The organism is Crenobacter luteus, assembly GCF_004345725.1.
Taxonomy (GTDB): Bacteria; Pseudomonadota; Gammaproteobacteria; order Burkholderiales; family Chromobacteriaceae; genus Crenobacter; species Crenobacter luteus.
Window position 1 is genome coordinate 69,519 of the sequence record NZ_SLXG01000008.1, and the last position, 15,066, is coordinate 84,584.

Here is a 15,066-nt window from a genome sequence, read left to right on the forward strand (position 1 = left end):
CACCATGGCCGTCACCGACGCCTCCCTGCTCGCCAGCGTGGACGCCCGCACCAAGCTGGCCGGCTCCAACAAGATGGAAATCCTGCTGTTCTCGCTCGGCACGCGCGAGACCTTCGGCATCAACGTGTTCAAGGTGCGCGAGGTGTCGCAGACGCCCAAGGTCACCAAGACGCCGAACATGCCGTTCGGCGTCGAGGGCGTGCTGTCGCTGCGCGGCAACATCATCCCGGTCATCTCGCTGGCGCGCTTCGTCGGCGCCGACGCGCCGGGCAAGACCTTCGAAACGATGATCGTCACCGAGTTCAACCGCAGCACGCAGGCCTTCCTCGTCGATTCGGTCGACCGCATCATCCGCGTCGACTGGGACAAGGTGCGCGCGCCGGAAAACATGATGAGCAGCAGCGGCACCGCTCAGAACCTGATCACCGCGATCACCGAGCTCGAAGACGGCAAGCTGGTTTCCATCCTCGACGTCGAGCAGATCCTCGCCACCGTGGTCGGCGAGACGCGCGTGCCCGACCTGCCGAGCGTCCAGGTCGACCCTGACCACTACGCCTTCTTCGTCGACGATTCGGTCGTCGCGCGCAAGGAAATCACCAACGTCCTCGAGAAGATCGGCATCAAGTTCCATCAGGCCACCAACGGCCGCGAAGCCTGGGAGCGGCTGCAGACCCTGGCCAGCCGCAACTGGCCCGAGGGCGAAAGCCTGCACGACAACCTGAAGCTGATCCTGGTCGACGCCGAGATGCCCGAGATGGACGGCTACGTGCTGACGCGGCTGATCAAGTCCGACCCGCGCTTTGCCGGCATCCCGGTCCTGATGCATTCGTCGCTGTCGTCCAACGCCAACCGCGCGATGGGTTCCAGCGTCGGCGTCGACGCCTACGTGGCCAAGTTCGACCCGGTCGTGCTGGCGGAAAGCCTGATTCCTTTCCTGCAGCGCTAATCGCTACAATGGGCGCCTCTCGCAGCATTAGATAAAGACAGGAACCACCCCGCAATGGCAGACAAGAATCTTCGCTTCCTGGTCGTCGACGACTTCTCCACGATGCGCCGCATCGTGCGGAACCTGCTCAAGGAGCTCGGCTTCACCAACGTCGACGAGGCCGAGGACGGCCAGGTCGCCCTGCACAAGCTCAAGACCCAGCACTTCGACTTCATCGTCTCCGACTGGAACATGCCCAACATGACCGGGATCGAGCTGTTGCGCGCGGTGCGCGCCGACGCGCAGATCAAGCACCTGCCCTTCCTGATGATCACCGCCGAGGCCAAGCGCGAGAACATCATCGAGGCGGCGACCGCCGGCGCCAGCGGCTACATCGTCAAGCCGTTCACCGCCGCGACCCTGGAGCAGAAGCTCGCCAAGATCTTCCAGACCATGGCCAAGTAAGACAGACCAACAGACAGACAAAGTACCGAGGAGAAGCGATCGTGCCGGACCACGTACTGGATAGCGGAGATTCGCCCGAGCTCGAGGCGCTGTTCGACAGCATCGCCCTGCAGGCGGACACCACGGCGGCGGACGCCGCCCCCGGCCTGGCGCACGACGCCGCGCAGCCGGACGCAGAAGACCTGCAGAGCTCGATGTACTCGCAGATCGGCCACCTGGCGCGCAAGCTGCACGACGCGCTGCGCGAGCTGGGCTACGACAAGTCGCTCGAACGCGTCGCCGAGGCAATCCCCGACGCGCGCGACCGCCTCGCCTACATCGCGACGCTGACCGAGAACGCCGCCGAGCGCGTGCTGAACGCGACCGATATCGCCAAACCGCTGCAGGACGAGCTCGAAACCCGCACCAAGACCTTGGCCGAGCGCTGGGACCGGCTGCACGCCGGCGAGCTCTCGGTCGACGAGTTCAAGGCGCTGGCCGAGGACACCCGCGCCTATCTGCGCTACGTGCCGCAGCAGACGCAGGCCACCAGCGCGCAACTGCTCGACATCGTGATGGCGCAGGACTTCCAGGACCTGACCGGCCAGGTCATCAAGAAGGTCACCGCGATGATCAAGACGCTGGAAGGCGAACTGCTGACCTTCCTGATCGAATACTCGCCGTCCGACAAGCGGGCGGAACTGGGCGGCAACAACCTGCTCAACGGCCCGGTGGTCAACCCCGACGGCCGGACCGACGTGGTCACCGACCAGCAGCAGGTCGACGAACTGCTGGAAAGCCTGGGCTTCTGAGCACGACCCTCACGACACAACCAGTCCTGCGTTCAAAGGAACGGATATGAGCGAATTCGGCGGCATGGACGAGCTGTTGCAAGACTTCCTGATGGAGTCGAGCGAACTGTTGTCCGACGTGGACAACAAACTGATGGAACTGGAAAAGCGCCCGGACGATCTCGCGCTGCTGAACGACATTTTCCGGGGCTTTCACACCATCAAGGGCGGCGCGGGCTTCCTGAACGTCAACGCGATGGTCAACCTGTGCCACCGCACCGAGAACCTGTTCGACAAGCTGCGCAACGGCGAGCTGCAGATCAGCGCCGGCCTGATGGACGTGATCCTCGACGCGACCGGCAGCGTGCGCGAGATGTTCGGCGCGCTCTCGCAGGGCCGCCAGCCGACCGACGCCGACCCGGCGCTGATCGCCGCGCTCGACGCCGCGCTCGCCGGTCAGGCCATCGCGCCGGCGGCAGCCTCTGCTCCAGCCGCCCCCGCTCCGGGCACCGGACCGGACTGGAACGCGCTCTATCAGGCCGTCACCCCGCAGGCCCCCGCTCCGGCCCAGCCCGCGGCGATCGCCCCCGCGACGAGCGCACCGGCGCTCGCCGCACCGGTCGCACCGGCCGCCGCGGCGCCCGTCGCCGAGCCCCCCAAGACGGCCAAGCCGGTCGCCAAGAGCGGCGGTGGCGGCTCGTCGGGCCAGCAGGAGAACACCATCCGCATCGACACGGTGCGCCTCGACATGGTGCTCAACCTGTCCGGCGAGATCGGTCTGACCAAGAACCGCCTGACCACGCTGCGCACCGAGATCCTGCAGGGCAATACCGACCAGAACACGCTGCGCTCGCTCGACGAGGCGATCGGCCAGCTCGACCTCTTGGTCGGCGACCTGCAGAACGCGGTGATGAAGACCCGCATGCAGCCGGTCGGCCGCCTGTTCCAGAAATACCCGCGGCTGGCGCGCGACCTGGCGCGCCAGCTCGGCAAGGAAGTCGAGCTGGTGATTTCCGGCGAGGAGACCGAGCTCGACAAGACGATGATCGAGGACCTGAACGACCCGCTGGTCCACCTGGTGCGCAACGCGGTCGACCACGGCATCGAACTGCCCGCCGACCGCGTCGCCGCCGGCAAAAAGCCGCAGGCGCTGGTGCAGTTGACCGCCGAGCAGGTCGGCGACCACATCCTGATCGAGATCACCGACGACGGCCGCGGCATGAACGCCGACGCGCTGCGCCGCAAGGCGATCGAAAAAGGCCTGATCGACGCCGAAACCGCGAACTCGCTCGACGAGAAGCAGTGCCTGCAACTGATCTTCCTGCCCGGCTTCTCGACCAAGGACCAGATTTCCAGCGTGTCGGGGCGCGGCGTCGGCATGGACGTGGTGCGAACCAACATCCAGAAGCTCAACGGCCGCATCGACATCAACTCGATCCCCGGCGAGGGCACCCGCATCAGCATCTCGCTGCCGCTGACGCTGGCGATCCTGCCGGTATTGGTGGTGCGTGCGTGCAACCAGCCGTTCGCCGTGCCGCTGGCGATGGTGCGCGAGATCATCCCGATCGAATCCGGCGCCATCCAGGAAGTGTCGGGCCGACCGACCATCGTCGTGCGCGACGAGATCCTGCCGGTGCGCATGCTCGCCGGCCTGCTCGGCTGGGAGCCGACGCAGAAGCCGGCCTTCGGCGTGCTGATGCAGTCGGCCGAGCGCTCCTTCATCCTCGCGATCGACTCCTTCGTCGGGCGCGACGACGTGGTGATCAAGCCGCTGCAGAACATCCGCCCGAAGGGCGTGGCCGGCGCGACGCTGTCCGGCGACGGCTCGGTGGTACTGGTGCTCGACATGGAAGACCTGCTGAGCGCCGAAGGCGCATCGCCGGTCGGCAACCGCCTCAGCGAACTGATCGCCCTCTGACCGGCAAGATACGCAGCATGATCCAGACCCGCGCCTTCATCGGCCGCCAGCCCATCCTCGACCGCAACCAGCAGCTGATCGGTTACGAACTGCTGTTCAGGGCCAGCGGCGAGGCGCTGGAAATGGGCCGGCACGCCGAGCTCGAGGCCGACACCCAGGTATTGTTGAACACGCTCAACAATATGGGCACCCAGTGGCTGGTCGGCAACAAGCTCGCCTTCATCAACGTCGGCGAGCACATGCTGATGAGCGAGTTCGTCGAACTGCTGCCGGCCAGACGCGTAGTGCTCGAACTGTCGGCGCGCGCCGAGCCCAGCAGCGAGTTGATCTCGCGCCTGCGTTACCTGCGCGCGCTGGGCTTTTCGCTGTCGCTGGACGACTTCCACTTCGACGGTCCGCAGCAGGGCTTCATCGAGCACGCCAGCTACGTAAAGCTCGACGCCCAGCAGGACGCGACCGCCTTCCAGCGCGACGCCGGCCGCCTGAAGAGCTACCCGGTGACCCGTATCGCCGAGCGGGTCGAAACCCACGCCCAGTTCCACGTCGCCCACGACATCGGCTTCGACGCCTTCCAGGGCTTCTACTTCGCCCGCCCGGAGACGCTGTCGGCCAAGGTCATCCACCCGACCATCGCCAACATCCTCGAACTGCTGAACCTGATCCGGCAGAACGAGCCGGTCGGCCGGCTCGAGGCGGTGCTCAAGCGCGACATCGCGCTGTCGTACAAGCTGCTGCGCTACGTGAACTCGGCGGCCGCCGGCCTCAACACCCCGATCAGTTCGTTCTCGCACGCGGTGACGGTGCTCGGCTACCAGAAGCTCTACCGCTGGCTGACGCTGCTGCTCGTCACCTCGGGCAGCGAGAACACGCCGGCGGCGGCGCAGAAGACCGCCGTCACGCGCGGCCGCTTCATGGAGCTGATGGGCCGGGCCTCCGGCCAGCCGCAGGACACCTGCGACCACCTGTTCGTCGTCGGACTGTTCTCGCTGCTGGACGCGCTGTTCTCGATGCCGATGCGCGACGTGCTGATCCACCTGCACATCTCCGACCCGATCCGCGCCGCGCTCGAACACCGCCAGGGCCTGTTCGGCGCCTACCTCGAACTGGCCATCTGCTGCGAACGCCAGGGGCTGCCCAACGTCGAACGCCTCAGCCAGCTGCTCAAGCTGAGCGCCGACGACGTCAACGCCGCCCACGTTGCCGCCCTCGCCTGGGTCGAAGAACTCGGCCTATAATCCGGGGTTTGCACCCCGGCTTGTACCGCCGCATGAAACTCCTGGCTCTCGATACCTCGACCGATCACTTGTCCCTCGCGCTCACCCTGGGCGGCGCCGCGCTGGTCTTTCACCAGCCGGTCGGCCAGCAGCACGCCGAGCGCACCCTTCCGGAAATCGGCCGCCTGCTCGCCGAGGCCGGCGCCACCCTCGGCCAACTGGACGCCATCGTCTACGGCCAGGGCCCCGGCTCCTTCACCGGCCTCAGGATCGCCTGCGGCATCGCGCAGGGGCTGGCGTTCTCGGCCGGCCTGCCGCTGATCGGCGTCCCGACGCTCGATGCGGTCGCCGCGCAGGACGACGGCGCGCGCCAGTTGGTCTGCCTCGACGCGCGCATGAACCAGGTTTTCAGCGCCCGCTACGAGCAGGGGCAACGCGTCGGCGACATCGCCGTCGGCGCGCCCGAGGAAGTGGACTGCCCCGGAGAGGGCTGGACCGGCCTCGGCAGCGGCTTCGCCGCCTATCCGGATGCACTCGTCACGCGGCTCGGCCAGACCCTGATCGCGACCCGCCCCGAACTCAAGCCGCACGCCGCCGTCTACCTCGACCTCGCCGCCACGGGCCGCTACCCGCCGCACGCGGCCGAGTCGGCCGAGCTGCTCTACGTCCGCAACAAGATCGCGCTGACCGCGCGCGAACAACAGGCGCGCCGCGCATGACGCTGCGCCCCGCCCTCGCCGCCGAGGCCGACGCGCTGGCCGCGCTCGAAGCCGGCGCGACCGCGCACGGCTGGCGCGCGCGCCAGTACCGCGACTCCTTCGCCGCCGGCCACGAGCTGATCGTGCTCGACGTCGACGGCGAGGCGGCCGGCGTCGCGGTCTGGATGCTGGTGATCGACGAAGCCGAACTGCTCAACATCGTCGTCGCCGCGCCGCAGCAGGGGCGCGGCCACGGTCGCCGCCTGCTCGACGCGACGGTCGCCGGCGCGCGCGCGGCCGGCGCCCGCCGCCTGCTGCTCGAGGTACGGGAAAGCAACGCGCCGGCGCGCGCACTCTACCGGCGCACCGGCTTCGTCGAGACCGGCCTGCGCAAGCACTACTACCCGACCGACAACGGGCGCGAACACGCGGTGCTGATGGAGCTGGCGCTATGATGCGCCGCGCGCGACTCGCCGACGCGATGGGACTGGGCCCGCTGTGGCTGCCGCGCGGCGTCGCACTGCCCGATGACGGGGACACGCTCGCGCACCAAGCCCAAGCGGGCGCCCCCCAGGAGAAAGCCGGCGCGCGCGCCGTCGGCCAGCCCGCCGCGCCGGCCCCCTCGCCGCTGCGCAACGCGCTCCTCTCCAAGCTGCAAGGCAGCACGAGCCCGCGCGCGGACGCTAACCGCGCGCCGCAACCCGCCGAAACGGTCGAAACCGCCCCGCCCCCCTCTGCCGCCATCGCCTCGCCCGAGATCGCCACGCTCGACTGGGACGCGCTCAAGAGCGCCGTCGCGACCTGCGAACGCTGCCGCCTGTGCGAAACCCGCATCCGGACCGTGTTCGGCCGCGGCGCCGAGCGCGCGCGGCTGATGATCGTCGGCGAGGCGCCGGGCGCGCACGAGGACGAACAGGGCCAACCCTTCGTCGGCCGCGCCGGCCAGTTGCTCGAGAACATGCTCGCGGCGATCGGCCTCGACAGCGACGCCGACGTCTTCATCACCAACGTGCTCAAGTGCCGCCCGCCCGGCAACCGCAACCCGGCGCCCGACGAGATCGCCGCCTGCCAGCACTACCTGTGGGCGCAGATCGCGCACGTGCAGCCGGATCTGATCCTCGCGCTCGGCCGCTTCGCCGCACAGACCCTGCTCGAGACCTCCGACGCGATCGGCCGCCTGCGCGGCCGCGTGCACCGCTACCGCGACATTCCGCTGATCGTCAGCTACCACCCCGCCTACCTGCTGCGCAACCTGCCGGACAAGGCCAAGGCTTGGCAGGACCTGACGCTGACGCGCCGCACGCTCGCCGCACTCGCCCCGCGGCCGTGACTCCCGCCCCACACGAAAAAGCTCGGCCAACCTGGCAAGGGTTGGCCGAGCTTTTTGCATCGAACGACGCGGGCGGGAGCACATAAGCAAAAACCCTTCGCCGTGCACCAGCGAAGGGTTCTTCTGTCTTGCCCACCTGAAAACCGGCTCGATTACTTGAGCTTGGTTTCCTTGTAGATCACGTGCTTGCGGGCGACGGGATCGTACTTCTTGATCTCCATCTTTTCCGGCATCGTACGCTTGTTCTTGGTGGTGGTGTAGAAGTGACCGGTACCGGCGGTCGATTCCAGTTTGATCTTGTCGCGCATGATCTCGCTCTTTCCTAATTAACCGGATCAGATTTCGCCGCGGGCGCGCAGATCGGCCAGGACGACTTCGATACCCACTTTGTCGATGGTACGCAGGGCGGCGGTGGACACACGCAGACGCACCCAGCGGTTTTCGCTTTCCACCCAGAACTTGCGGTATTGCAGGTTCGGCAGGAAACGACGTTTCGTTTTGTTGTTGGCGTGGGACACATTGTTCCCGGTCACCGGACGCTTGCCGGTAACTTTGCAAACTCGCGCCATGGTTGTACTCCCAAAACCGGTAAAAGCGGCTTTATATCATGAAAACGCGCTGCGCTTCAAGTCGTTCGAGCCAGACAAAACAAGGGGATGCACTCGTCACCGCCTTCGCCGGCGTACGCACCCACCATGCATATCCTTGCCGGCGAGGCGGCGCAAGGCCGTGCAAAACGAGCCGGTTTCGAGTTAAAATTCCGGATTCCATCAGGTTTACATTCCCATGACCAAGTACATCTTCGTTACCGGCGGCGTGGTCTCCTCCCTGGGTAAGGGTATCGCCGCCGCGTCCATCGCCGCCATTCTCGAGTCGCGCGGGCTCAAGGTCACCATGCTGAAGCTCGATCCGTACATCAACGTCGATCCGGGCACCATGAGTCCGTTCCAGCACGGCGAGGTGTTCGTGACCGAAGACGGCGCGGAAACCGACCTCGACCTGGGTCACTACGAGCGCTTCATCCACGCCAAGATGAAGAAGAGCAACAACTTCACCACCGGCCAGGTCTACGAGTCGGTGATCACCAAGGAACGCCGCGGCGACTACCTCGGCGGCACCGTGCAGGTGATCCCGCACATCACCGACGAAATCAAGCTGAAGATGAAGGAAGGCGCCGGCGACGCCGACGTCGCGATCGTCGAAATCGGCGGCACCGTCGGCGACATCGAGTCGCTGCCGTTCCTGGAAGCGATCCGCCAGATGCGCTCCAACCACGGCCGCAAGAACACGCTGTACGTGCACCTGTCCTACGTGCCGTACATCGCCGCCGCCGGCGAGATCAAGACCAAGCCGACCCAGCACTCGGTCAAGGAACTGCGCGAGATCGGCATCCAGCCGGACATCCTCTTGTGCCGCATGGACCGCGAGCTGCCGGAAGACGAGAAGCGCAAGATCGCCCTCTTCTGTAACGTCGAGGAAAACGCCGTGATCGGCTGCTACGACGCCGACAGCATCTACAAGGTGCCGGCGATGCTGCACGCGCAGGGCATCGACGACATCATCTGCGAACAACTGCAGCTCGAGCTGCCGCCGGCCGACCTGTCGGTCTGGAGCCGCATCATCGACGCGATCGAGCATCCGGACCACGAGGTCAACATCGCGATGGTCGGCAAGTACGTCGACCTGACCGAATCGTACAAATCGCTGTCCGAAGCGCTCAAGCACGCCGGCGTGCACACCCGCACCAACGTCAACATCCACTACGTCGACTCCGAAGAAGTCGAACGCGACGGCTGCGCCGCCCTGAAGGGCATGGACGCGATCCTGGTGCCGGGCGGCTTCGGCAAACGCGGCGTGGAAGGCAAGATCCTCGCGGTAAAGTACGCCCGCGAGCACGACATCCCCTACCTCGGCATCTGCCTGGGCATGCAGATCGCGCTGATCGAATACGCGCGCGACGTGGCCGGCCTGGCCGGCGCCAACTCGACCGAGTTCGACCTCGACACCGACTACCCGGTGGTCGCGCTGATCGACGAGTGGGTCAACCACGACGGCAAGATCGAAACCCGCGACGAGAACTCCAACCTCGGCGGCACGATGCGCCTCGGCGGCCAGGGTTGCGACCTGAAGGCCGGCTCGCTGGCGGCCAGGATCTACGGCGCCGAGCACATCGTCGAGCGCCACCGCCACCGCTACGAGGTCAACAACCACTACGTGCCGCGCCTCGAGGCGGCCGGGCTGACCATCAGCGGCGTGTCCGCCGGTCACGAGAAGCTGGTAGAGACGATCGAGCTGCCGAACCACCGCTGGTTCTTCGCCTGCCAGTTCCACCCGGAATTCACCTCCACGCCGCGCGACGGACACCCGCTGTTCATCGCCTACGTGAAGGCGGCGCTGGCCTACCAGGCCGACCAGGCCAAGTAAGACGACGACGGGCGGACTCATCCGCCCGTTTTGGCAAGCACAAGGAGGCTGTATGCAACTGACCGGTTTCGACGTCGGCATCGACAAGCCGCTGTTCCTGATCGCCGGCCCGTGCGTGATCGAGAGCGAGCAGATGGCGCTGGATACCGCCGGCCAACTGAAGGAGATCACCGGCGAGCTGGGCATCCCCTTCATCTACAAGTCGAGCTTCGACAAGGCCAACCGCTCGTCGGGCAAATCCTTCCGCGGCTTCGGCATCGACGAAGGCCTGCGCATCCTCGCCGAAGTGAAGCGCCAGATCGGCGTGCCGGTGCTGACCGACGTGCACACCGAAGAGCAGGTGCCGCAGGTGGCCGCCGTGGTCGACGTGCTGCAGACGCCGGCCTTCCTCGCGCGCCAGACCGACTTCATCCGCGCCGTCGCGCAAAGCGGCCTGCCGGTGAACATCAAGAAGGGTCAGTTCATGGCTCCCGGCGACATGAAGAACGTGATCGACAAGGCGCGCGACGCCGCGATCGAGGCCGGCCTGTCGCCGGACCGCTTCATGGCCTGCGAACGCGGCGCGTCGTTCGGCTACAACAACCTGGTGTCCGACATGCGTTCGCTCGCGATCATGCGCGAAACCGGCTGCCCGGTGGTGTACGATGCGACGCATTCGGTGCAACTGCCCGGCGGCCAGGGCACCGCGTCCGGCGGCCAGCGCGAATTCGTGCCGGTGCTGGCGCGCGCGGCGGTCGCCGCCGGCATCGCCGGCCTGTTCATGGAAACCCACCCGAATCCGCGCGAGGCGCTGTCGGACGGCCCGAACGCCTGGCCGCTCGGCCAGATGAAAGCATTGCTCGCCACGCTCAAGGAGCTCGACGCGCTGGTGAAAGCCCGTCCGCTCCCCGAGCTGGGCGCTCTGTAAGACCCGTTATGTCGTCCGGACCGGCCGGGCTCGGCCAACCCTGCGGCGACAAACGCGGGAGTCAATCCTTATCAAGGAAGGGGAAACGAATGAGTTCGATCATCGACGTGGTCGCCCGCGAAATCCTGGATTCGCGCGGCAACCCCACCGTTGAAGCCGACGTGCTGCTGGAATCCGGCGTGATGGGCCGCGCGGCGGTGCCGTCCGGCGCCTCCACCGGCGAGAAAGAGGCGCTGGAACTGCGTGACGGCGACAAGGCCCGTTACCTCGGCAAGGGCGTGCTCCGCGCCGTCGAGAACATCAACACCGAGATCTGCGAAGCGATCATCGGCCTGGACGCCTCCGACCAGGCCTTCATCGACAAGACCCTGATCGAGCTGGACGGCACCGACACCAAGAGCCGCCTCGGCGCCAACGCGATGCTGGCCGTCTCGATGGCCGTCGCGCGCGCCGCCGCCGAAGACGCCGGCCTGCCGCTGTACCGCTACCTCGGCGGCGCCGGCCCGATGAGCCTGCCGCTGCCGATGATGAACGTCATCAACGGCGGCGAGCACGCCAACAACACGCTGGACATCCAGGAATTCATGATCATGCCGGTCGGCGCCAAGACCTTCCGCGAGGCGCTGCGCTGCGGCGCCGAGGTCTTCCACGCGCTGAAGAAGATCTGCGACGCCAAGGGCTACGCGACCACCGTCGGCGACGAGGGCGGCTTCGCCCCCAACCTCGCCTCGCACGAAGACGCGATCAAGCTGATCCTCGAAGCGATCGAGGCCGCCGGCTACGTCGCCGGCTCCGACGTGATGCTGGCGCTCGACTGCGCCTCGTCCGAGTTCTACAAGGACGGCAAGTACCACCTGACCGCCGAAGGCCTGTCGCTGACCTCCGAGCAGTTCGTCGACTACCTCGAGACGCTGGTCAACAACTACCCGATCATCTCGATCGAGGACGGCATGAGCGAACACGACTGGGCCGGCTGGAAAGTGCTGACCGAGCGTCTGGGCAAGCGCATCCAGCTCGTCGGCGACGACCTGTTCGTCACCAACCCGGCGATCCTCGCGCAGGGCATCGAACAGGGCCTGGCCAACTCGCTGCTGGTCAAGGTCAACCAGATCGGCACGCTGTCCGAAACGCTGAAGGCGGTCGACCTGGCCAAGCGTTCGGGCTACACCAGCGTGATGAGCCACCGCTCGGGCGAAACCGAGGACAGCACCATCGCCGACCTCGCCGTCGCCACCAACTGCATGCAGATCAAGACCGGTTCGCTGTCGCGTTCCGACCGCATGGCCAAGTACAACCAGCTGCTCCGCATCGAGGAAGAGCTGGGCGACGCCGCCTACTACCCGGGCCGTTCGGCCTTCTACCACCTGAAGTAAGTCGATGCGCTGGCTGACCCTGATCCTCGCAGCGCTGCTGCTGTCCCTGCAATGGCCGCAATGGTTCGGCAAGGGCAGCTGGCTCAGGGTCTGGCAACTCGACAAGCAACTCGTGGCACAGCGGGCGAGCAACGAACAGCTGCTCGCCCGCAACCAGGCGCTGACCGCCGAGGTCCGCGACCTCAAGGTCGGCACCGACGCCATCGAAGAACGCGCTCGCAACGAACTTGGCATGATCCGGCAAGGCGAGGTATTTTTCCAGTTACTGGACCCGGCCAACACCCCACACCGCTGACCCGCCCGCCCGGCGCGTCCGGCGCCGCTTGACCGGACCGGCTTCAACCGACAACAACCACCAAAAACAGGCAAGCAAGCTTGGCCACCGAGTCAGGGCGATGACCACCAACAACCCGATCGACATCGCGCGAGAAACGCTCAAGCAACTGACCTCGCGCAAGCTCCTGCCCACCCCCGAAAACTTCGAGCGTCTCTACCACGAGATCGCGCGCACACCGGTCGAGCGCGAAAACAAGCTCGCCCGCCAGCTGCTGCACGCGCTCGAGACGCTGCCCAACCCGCAAGCCGGCGCCCGTCCGCTGCAAGCACGCCTCAAGCAGGCGATGGAAGACGCGCGCTGGGAACAGGTTCCGCAGCTGGTGATCGACTACGTGCGCCAAAGCCTGCAGGGCAAAGCGCTCGCGCGCCCCTGGGGGACGCTGATCCACGAGCTGGTACGCCAGTGGGACATGCGGCAGAGCGACCTGCCGCAACACTACAAGCAAGCCGCGCTCGAGCGCGTGCTGACCAATTTCGGCAACCAGCCCGACGAACTGAACCGCACCCTGAACAACCTGGTGCTCAACTGGGCGGCGCCGCCGGCGCAGCGCGGCAGCATCGACGTCGCCCCGGCCGACGACGCCCCGGCCGACCTCCCCGCCACGGTGGAGAGCCACGGCTGGCGGCAATGGAAGAAGACGCTCGCCTTCGTCATCAAGCAGGGCATCGAACCGCAGCTGACCGCCCATCCCAAGCTGATCGAACAGTTGGCCGAGCTCGCCGACGAGCTGGCCGGCGTCGCCGACGAGAGTGCGCTCGACCGCTTCGTACCGCGGCTGCGCGCCTTCATGATCAAGATGGAGCTCAACGCGGTGCAGGAAGAGCGGCTGGTCCACGGCCTCTCCAGCCTGCTCAAGCTGATGCTCGACAACATCGCCGAGCTGAACCGCTCGGACAGCTTCCTCGTCGGCCAGATCGACACGCTGCAGGCGGTGCTCGCGCAGGAGCCGCTGTCGATGCAGCAGATCTACCTGCTCGAAACCTCGCTCAAGGAGGTCATCCGCAAGCAGGGCACGCTCAAGACCTCGCTCGACGAGGCGACCAGCTCGCTGCGCGCGCTGCTCGACCGCTTCCTCGCACGGCTGGCGCAGATGAGCGACAACACCGACGACTTCCAGACGCGCATCGGCCGGCACAGCGAAAAGCTCAAGCACACCCGCAACGTCGACGAACTGGGCGGCATCATCGGCGCGTTGCTCGAGGACACCGCGGCGATGCAGCTGAACCTCGGCCAGTCGCGCGACGAGCTGGTCTCGGCGCGCGAGCAGGTCAGCGCGGCCGAGGCGCGCATCCGCGAGCTCGAGGTCGCGCTCGAGACGACCAGCGCCAAGGTACGCGAGGACCAACTGACCGGCGCCTACAACCGCCGCGGCCTGATCGAGCACTTCGAGCGCGAGATCAGCCGTGCCGAACGCACCGGTCAGCCGCTCTGCCTCGCGCTGATCGACGTCGACAACTTCAAGCAGCTGAACGACCGCTACGGCCACCTCGCCGGCGACGACGCGCTCAAGTATCTGGTCGACGTGATCCGCCACAACGCGCGCCCGACCGACATCGTCGCACGCTACGGCGGCGAGGAGTTCGTGATCCTGCTGCCCGACACGCCGGTCGACGACGCGTTGCAGATGCTGCAGCGGCTGCAGCGCGAACTGACGCGCACCTTCTTCCTCGCCAACAACGACAGGCTGGTGATCACCTTCAGCGCCGGCGTCGCCAAGTGGCACCTGGGCGAGAACGACAGCGACGTGATCGAGCGCGCCGACCAGGCGATGTACCAGGCCAAGCTGGCCGGCAAGAACCGCGTCTGTTCGGCCGAGGACATCAGCAACCCGCTCGCCGCCGCGCACTAGCCGTCCGGCGCAGCAAAAAAGCCAGGCCGGGCAGATGCCCGGCCTGGCTTTTTTGCGCACCCGAGCCGCTCAGACGCCGGCCGGACCGCCGCCCTTCTTCATCGCGCGGCCTTCCGCGGCGCGGCGACGGCGCACCTCCTTCGGGTCGGCCAGCAGCGGCCGGTAGATCTCGACGCGATCGCCGGCGCGCAACGGGGCGTCGCCGCGCACCGCCTTGCCGAACACGCCGAGGCTGAGGTTTGCGAGGTCGATCTCGGGAAAGGTCTCGACGATGCGCGAGGCGCGCACCGCCGCCTCGGCGCTGGTGCCGGCCGCCACCGTCAGCTTGACGATCGCCTGCTTGTCCGGCCGCGCGTAGGCGACCTCGACCTCGATGCGCTCAGTCATCGCCGTAGATCCTGTCGGCCTCGCGGATGAAGGCGTCGACCAGCGTGCCCGAGATATGGCCGAACACCGGGCCGATCAGCGTCTCCAGCAGCTTGCTGGAGAACTCGTAGCGCAGCGCGAACTCGACCTTGCAGCCGACGTCGCCGAGCGCGTGGAAGTGCCAGCGCCCCTCTAGGTGACGGAAGGGGCCGTCGACCAGCTCCATCGTGATCGTGTGCGGCGCCTCGTTGAGGTTGCGGGTGGTGAAGTGCTGGCGCACCTTGAGGTAGTCGATGTGCAGGCTGGCGACGAGCACGGCGTCGTCGCGCGAATGCACCTCGGCCTTGCCGCACCACGGCAGAAAGCGCGAATAGTGCTCGACGTCGTCGACGAGCCGGAACATCTGCTCGGGCGTATGCGCCACCAGAACGTTTTTCTCGACGAGAGGCATGATGGGGGCTGCGGACAAAGTCGCTAACATAACCGAACG

General features: G+C 66.8%; 17 protein-coding genes. 13 read left to right on the plus strand and 4 right to left on the minus strand.

The genetic code is table 11. The features are described from left to right. The first annotated feature begins 4 nt into the window (after positions 1 to 4). The 8 genes from EV683_RS06750 to EV683_RS06785 are packed head-to-tail and all read left to right on the plus strand — an operon-like array spanning position 5 to position 7,320. The gene (locus EV683_RS06750) at positions 5 to 946 is read left to right on the plus strand and encodes a chemotaxis protein (protein ID WP_066611599.1); all 942 of its coding nucleotides are present in this window, start codon (positions 5 to 7) and stop codon (positions 944 to 946) included. A gap of 54 nt (positions 947 to 1,000) precedes the next feature. Then, a complete protein-coding gene (gene cheY / locus EV683_RS06755) occupies positions 1,001 to 1,390 on the plus strand; it encodes a chemotaxis response regulator CheY (RefSeq protein WP_066611600.1) in 390 nt (129 codons plus the stop codon). Positions 1,391 to 1,431: 41 nt separating this feature from the next. After that, the gene (gene cheZ, locus EV683_RS06760; RefSeq protein ID WP_131862273.1) at positions 1,432 to 2,181 is read left to right on the plus strand and encodes a protein phosphatase CheZ; all 750 of its coding nucleotides are present in this window, start codon (positions 1,432 to 1,434) and stop codon (positions 2,179 to 2,181) included. A 46-nt stretch (positions 2,182 to 2,227) separates the two neighbouring features. Beyond that, positions 2,228 to 4,078 (plus strand): chemotaxis protein CheA, encoded by a 1,851-nt coding sequence (locus EV683_RS06765; protein ID WP_131862274.1) that lies wholly within the window; start codon positions 2,228 to 2,230, stop codon positions 4,076 to 4,078. 17 nt (positions 4,079 to 4,095) lie between these two features. Beyond that, positions 4,096 to 5,313: an EAL and HDOD domain-containing protein gene (locus tag EV683_RS06770; RefSeq protein WP_066611606.1), complete on the plus strand. Its 1,218-nt coding sequence runs from the start codon at positions 4,096 to 4,098 to the stop codon at positions 5,311 to 5,313. A gap of 32 nt (positions 5,314 to 5,345) precedes the next feature. Then, positions 5,346 to 6,011 carry a tRNA (adenosine(37)-N6)-threonylcarbamoyltransferase complex dimerization subunit type 1 TsaB gene (gene tsaB / locus EV683_RS06775; protein ID WP_131862275.1) on the plus strand — a complete coding sequence of 222 codons (666 nt, stop codon included), beginning with the start codon at positions 5,346 to 5,348 and terminating at the stop codon, positions 6,009 to 6,011. Further along, a complete protein-coding gene (gene rimI / locus EV683_RS06780) occupies positions 6,008 to 6,445 on the plus strand; it encodes a ribosomal protein S18-alanine N-acetyltransferase (RefSeq protein ID WP_131862276.1) in 438 nt (145 codons plus the stop codon). The genes tsaB and rimI overlap by 4 nt, the downstream gene beginning before the upstream one ends. Beyond that, on the plus strand, positions 6,442 to 7,320 hold the full coding sequence (locus tag EV683_RS06785; RefSeq protein ID WP_131862277.1) for a uracil-DNA glycosylase: 879 nt from the start codon (positions 6,442 to 6,444) through the stop codon (positions 7,318 to 7,320). The genes rimI and EV683_RS06785 overlap by 4 nt, the downstream gene beginning before the upstream one ends. 152 nt (positions 7,321 to 7,472) lie before the next feature. On the opposite strand, the gene rpmG is transcribed toward EV683_RS06785, so the two are convergent. Both rpmG and rpmB read right to left on the minus strand, forming a co-directional pair. Continuing rightward, a complete protein-coding gene (rpmG, locus tag EV683_RS06790; protein ID WP_066611610.1) occupies positions 7,473 to 7,628 on the minus strand; it encodes a 50S ribosomal protein L33 in 156 nt (51 codons plus the stop codon). A 27-nt stretch (positions 7,629 to 7,655) separates the two neighbouring features. Next, complete coding sequence (gene rpmB / locus EV683_RS06795; protein WP_066611611.1) at positions 7,656 to 7,889, minus strand: 50S ribosomal protein L28; 234 nt, start codon at positions 7,887 to 7,889, stop codon at positions 7,656 to 7,658. Positions 7,890 to 8,106: 217 nt separating this feature from the next. Here rpmB and EV683_RS06800 point away from each other — a divergent pair, with 217 nt between their 5' ends. The 5 genes from EV683_RS06800 to EV683_RS06820 all read left to right on the plus strand — a co-directional run bounded on the left by EV683_RS06800 (position 8,107) and on the right by EV683_RS06820 (position 14,210). Then, entirely contained in the window at positions 8,107 to 9,744 is a 1,638-nt protein-coding gene (locus EV683_RS06800) for a CTP synthase (RefSeq protein ID WP_066611613.1), read from the plus strand. A gap of 52 nt (positions 9,745 to 9,796) precedes the next feature. Then, the gene (gene kdsA, locus EV683_RS06805) at positions 9,797 to 10,651 is read left to right on the plus strand and encodes a 3-deoxy-8-phosphooctulonate synthase (protein WP_066611615.1); all 855 of its coding nucleotides are present in this window, start codon (positions 9,797 to 9,799) and stop codon (positions 10,649 to 10,651) included. 89 nt (positions 10,652 to 10,740) lie between these two features. Then, entirely contained in the window at positions 10,741 to 12,024 is a 1,284-nt protein-coding gene (gene eno, locus EV683_RS06810) for a phosphopyruvate hydratase (RefSeq protein WP_066611618.1), read from the plus strand. A 4-nt stretch (positions 12,025 to 12,028) separates the two neighbouring features. Then, the gene (gene ftsB, locus EV683_RS06815) at positions 12,029 to 12,319 is read left to right on the plus strand and encodes a cell division protein FtsB (RefSeq protein WP_066611620.1); all 291 of its coding nucleotides are present in this window, start codon (positions 12,029 to 12,031) and stop codon (positions 12,317 to 12,319) included. Positions 12,320 to 12,419: 100 nt separating this feature from the next. Beyond that, a complete protein-coding gene (locus tag EV683_RS06820) occupies positions 12,420 to 14,210 on the plus strand; it encodes a GGDEF domain-containing protein (RefSeq protein WP_066611625.1) in 1,791 nt (596 codons plus the stop codon). A 69-nt stretch (positions 14,211 to 14,279) separates the two neighbouring features. On the opposite strand, the gene EV683_RS06825 is transcribed toward EV683_RS06820, so the two are convergent. Both EV683_RS06825 and EV683_RS06830 read right to left on the minus strand, forming a co-directional pair. Further along, a complete protein-coding gene (locus EV683_RS06825) occupies positions 14,280 to 14,597 on the minus strand; it encodes an RnfH family protein (protein WP_131862278.1) in 318 nt (105 codons plus the stop codon). Further along, positions 14,590 to 15,027, minus strand: coding sequence for a type II toxin-antitoxin system RatA family toxin (locus tag EV683_RS06830; RefSeq protein ID WP_066611632.1), 438 nt, complete (start codon positions 15,025 to 15,027; stop codon positions 14,590 to 14,592). Before EV683_RS06830 ends, EV683_RS06825 begins: the two co-directional genes overlap by 8 nt. Between the last annotated feature and the right edge of the window lie 39 nt (positions 15,028 to 15,066).

Coding starts and splice junctions, on each gene's coding strand:
- EV683_RS06750 (WP_066611599.1), top strand. CDS start 5: ATGGCCGTCACCGACGCCTCCCTGCTCGCCAGCGTGGACGCCCGCACC.
- cheY (WP_066611600.1), top strand. CDS start 1,001: ATGGCAGACAAGAATCTTCGCTTCCTGGTCGTCGACGACTTCTCCACG.
- EV683_RS06765 (WP_131862274.1), top strand. CDS start 2,228: ATGAGCGAATTCGGCGGCATGGACGAGCTGTTGCAAGACTTCCTGATG.
- EV683_RS06770 (WP_066611606.1), top strand. CDS start 4,096: ATGATCCAGACCCGCGCCTTCATCGGCCGCCAGCCCATCCTCGACCGC.
- tsaB (WP_131862275.1), top strand. CDS start 5,346: ATGAAACTCCTGGCTCTCGATACCTCGACCGATCACTTGTCCCTCGCG.
- rimI (WP_131862276.1), top strand. CDS start 6,008: ATGACGCTGCGCCCCGCCCTCGCCGCCGAGGCCGACGCGCTGGCCGCG.
- EV683_RS06785 (WP_131862277.1), top strand. CDS start 6,442: ATGATGCGCCGCGCGCGACTCGCCGACGCGATGGGACTGGGCCCGCTG.
- rpmG (WP_066611610.1), bottom strand. CDS start 7,628: ATGCGCGACAAGATCAAACTGGAATCGACCGCCGGTACCGGTCACTTC.
- rpmB (WP_066611611.1), bottom strand. CDS start 7,889: ATGGCGCGAGTTTGCAAAGTTACCGGCAAGCGTCCGGTGACCGGGAAC.
- EV683_RS06800 (WP_066611613.1), top strand. CDS start 8,107: ATGACCAAGTACATCTTCGTTACCGGCGGCGTGGTCTCCTCCCTGGGT.
- kdsA (WP_066611615.1), top strand. CDS start 9,797: ATGCAACTGACCGGTTTCGACGTCGGCATCGACAAGCCGCTGTTCCTG.
- eno (WP_066611618.1), top strand. CDS start 10,741: ATGAGTTCGATCATCGACGTGGTCGCCCGCGAAATCCTGGATTCGCGC.
- ftsB (WP_066611620.1), top strand. CDS start 12,029: ATGCGCTGGCTGACCCTGATCCTCGCAGCGCTGCTGCTGTCCCTGCAA.
- EV683_RS06820 (WP_066611625.1), top strand. CDS start 12,420: ATGACCACCAACAACCCGATCGACATCGCGCGAGAAACGCTCAAGCAA.
- EV683_RS06825 (WP_131862278.1), bottom strand. CDS start 14,597: ATGACTGAGCGCATCGAGGTCGAGGTCGCCTACGCGCGGCCGGACAAG.
- EV683_RS06830 (WP_066611632.1), bottom strand. CDS start 15,027: ATGCCTCTCGTCGAGAAAAACGTTCTGGTGGCGCATACGCCCGAGCAG.